This is a genomic window from Bergeriella denitrificans NBRC 102155 (assembly GCF_001592185.1).
Lineage (GTDB): Bacteria > Pseudomonadota > Gammaproteobacteria > Burkholderiales > Neisseriaceae > Neisseria > Neisseria denitrificans.
This window is the reverse complement of record NZ_BCWL01000262.1, coordinates 1-2464: the sequence shown is the minus strand read 5'-3', so window position 1 is coordinate 2464 and position 2464 is coordinate 1. Positions and strand designations below refer to the sequence as shown.

At 57.1% G+C, this 2464-nt stretch carries 2 protein-coding genes; both read right to left on the bottom strand.

Translation table 11 applies throughout. The features are described 5' to 3' along the window. Window positions 1-392: 392 nt before the first annotated feature. On the bottom strand, window positions 393-1145 hold the full coding sequence (aroD, locus tag BDE01S_RS09985) for a type I 3-dehydroquinate dehydratase (protein WP_066081060.1): 753 nt from the start codon (window positions 1143-1145) through the stop codon (window positions 393-395). Window positions 1146-1330: 185 nt separating this feature from the next. Further along, window positions 1331-2371, bottom strand: coding sequence for an A/G-specific adenine glycosylase (gene mutY / locus BDE01S_RS09980; RefSeq protein ID WP_066081057.1), 1041 nt, complete (start codon window positions 2369-2371; stop codon window positions 1331-1333). Window positions 2372-2464 lie beyond the last annotated feature (93 nt).

Genomic DNA, 2464 nt, shown 5'->3' with positions numbered 1-2464 from the left:
GTACAAAAAAACAATTAAAAAGCCGTCTGAAAAATACAGATTTCAGACGGCTTTTTCCATTACTCACTTGACGACAACTATCCGCTTTGCCGCGAATACAGTCGACAAAATTAAAACGGAATATCGCGATATCCTCTAGCAGCGCGGCTTATGCGGCAGGAGCGCGGCGGGCAAGCTGTAGGACGGGCATCCTTGCCCGTCGCTCATTCATAGAATGAGATAAACTTTTTTATTGGGCCATTTTCTTTGCCTTGCGTCCAAACGATGGAGCCCGTAAACAAGATTTCCTTTGCTCACAAAATGCCCGTCCTACGTTATTGAAATTTTCTGCCTTCCCTAGATGGCTTATCCCAAAACGTATGTCATTCCGGCATTACCGGCGCCCGCCGCGCTTAGTCCAAAGTTTCCAAAATACGGCGCAAGTCGTTGGCGTGGATTTGACCGGGGGCGGATGCTTGGGCGGCGGCGCCGAAGGTCAGTGCCGATCCGAAGGTCTGGCCGGCCAGGCGGCTGATGACGCCGAGTTTGCCCATAGACATGGTAACAATCGGGCGCGATGCCGTCTGAAAAACTTCCTGCGTGGCGTCCAGCAATACGGCGACATCGGCGGCTGATTGCGGCATGACGGCGATTTTGCAGACATCCGCGCCCAGGGCTTCCATCTTTTTCAGACGGCCTGCGATTTCCGCTTTCGGCGGCGTGGCGTGGAAATCGTGGTTGCACAGCAGCGCGGCCACGCCGTTTGCCTGGGCTTCGGTAATCAGGCGGCGTACCAGCGCTTCATCGCCGGCAAAGAGTTCGATATCCAAAATATCAATCAGGCCGGATTGCGCGGCGCGGGTCAGCAGCGAAACATAATATTCCTGGCTGCATGGGCAGGAGCCGCCTTCTTCGGCGCGGCGGAAGGTAAAGAGCAGCGGCACATCGGGCAGTGCCTCGCGTACGGCGGCGGTTTGCGCCATGACATAATCGGCATCGGCGGCCTGTTTCAGAAAATCGACGCGGAATTCCACCACATCGAAGCTGACGCCCTGCAAGGCATCCAGCGCCTGCTTGAGGCCGTCTGAATCTGCGGCTACCAGCGGCACGGCGATTTTCGGCATCCCCGCGCCCAATTCGATATTGCGTATTTGAAGCGTTTTCATTTTTTCTCCTCGATAAACCAAATAGCGGCATTCAATTTAGCCCAATTAAGCAACGGCTGCAAGCGGCTTGGGATAAATAGCAGCTATATGCAAACGCGGATAACGCACGCCGCATCGAACTTGTCGGATACACATCGTCCGGCTTGATGATGCGCTATCTGCCCGGTGCGCGGAAAGTACCTGCGTCAACGCGCAGTCAGATAATCCAGCAACGGCTTGGGCAGCCCGTATGCGGACAAATCCTCAGGCGCCGCCCACAAGCCGTCTGAAAAACCGCCGGTTTTGACGGCTTCGGCTTCAAACGGGGTAATCATCAGCAGGCGGTGGGTCAGGCGATGGGTGAACGCGGCGGCTTCCGCTAAATGTACGGCTTCAATGCCGGCCTGTTCGGCAAAGACATATAAATCCGCCAACTGCTCAAAACAGGGCACGCAATACAGCCCGCCCCAGATGCCTTTGGGTGCGCGTTTTTCCAGCCAAATGCTGCCGTTCGGATGCCGCAACACCAGCCAATACAGCGGCAGGTTCTGCACCGCTGCCGCCGTTTTCCTGCGCGGCAGCTCGTCGATGCGCGCTTGCCGCTTGGCTTCGCATATATCCGCCATCGGGCATTCGCCGCACAAAGGTTTGCTGCGTTTGCACACCGTCGCGCCCAAATCCATCAGCCCCTGTGTGTAGGCCGGCATATCGCGGTTTTCAGACGGCAGCAGGTTTTCGGCCAACTGCCAGAGCTGCTGCTCGAATTTTTTATCCTGCGGGTTGCCGTCCAACGCATAGACACGGCAGAGCACGCGCTTGACGTTGCCGTCCAAAATCGCCTCGCGCTGCAAAAAGGCAAAAGCGGAAATGGCGGCGGCGGTGCTGCGTCCGACCCCGCACAGGCGCTCTAACTCCTGCCGCGTTTGCGGAAAATGGCCGCCAAACTCGCCGACCACCTGCTGCGCGGCTTTATGCAGATTGCGGGCGCGGCTGTAATAGCCCAGCCCGGCCCACAGCGCCAGCACGTCATCCTGCGGCGCGGCGGCCAAATCCGCGACGCTCGGGAAGCGTGCCAGAAAGCGCGGATAATAATCCAATACGGTCTGCACCTGGGTTTGCTGGAGCATGATTTCGGAAAGCCACACCGCATAAGGGTCGCTGACCTGCCAGGGCAGGTTGTGGCGGCCGTGGCGGCGTTGCCAGCCGACCAGGCGGGCGGCGAAATCGGGGTTCGGGTTAGATGGCATAGGGTATAAAATTCGGTATTTTAAAAGAAACAACGGGCAGGGATGCCCGTCCTACCGCTATATATAGTCGGAGAAATTAAATTCTGATACAAG

Coding starts and splice junctions, on each gene's coding strand:
- aroD (WP_066081060.1), bottom strand. CDS start 1,145: ATGAAAACGCTTCAAATACGCAATATCGAATTGGGCGCGGGGATGCCG.
- mutY (WP_066081057.1), bottom strand. CDS start 2,371: ATGCCATCTAACCCGAACCCCGATTTCGCCGCCCGCCTGGTCGGCTGG.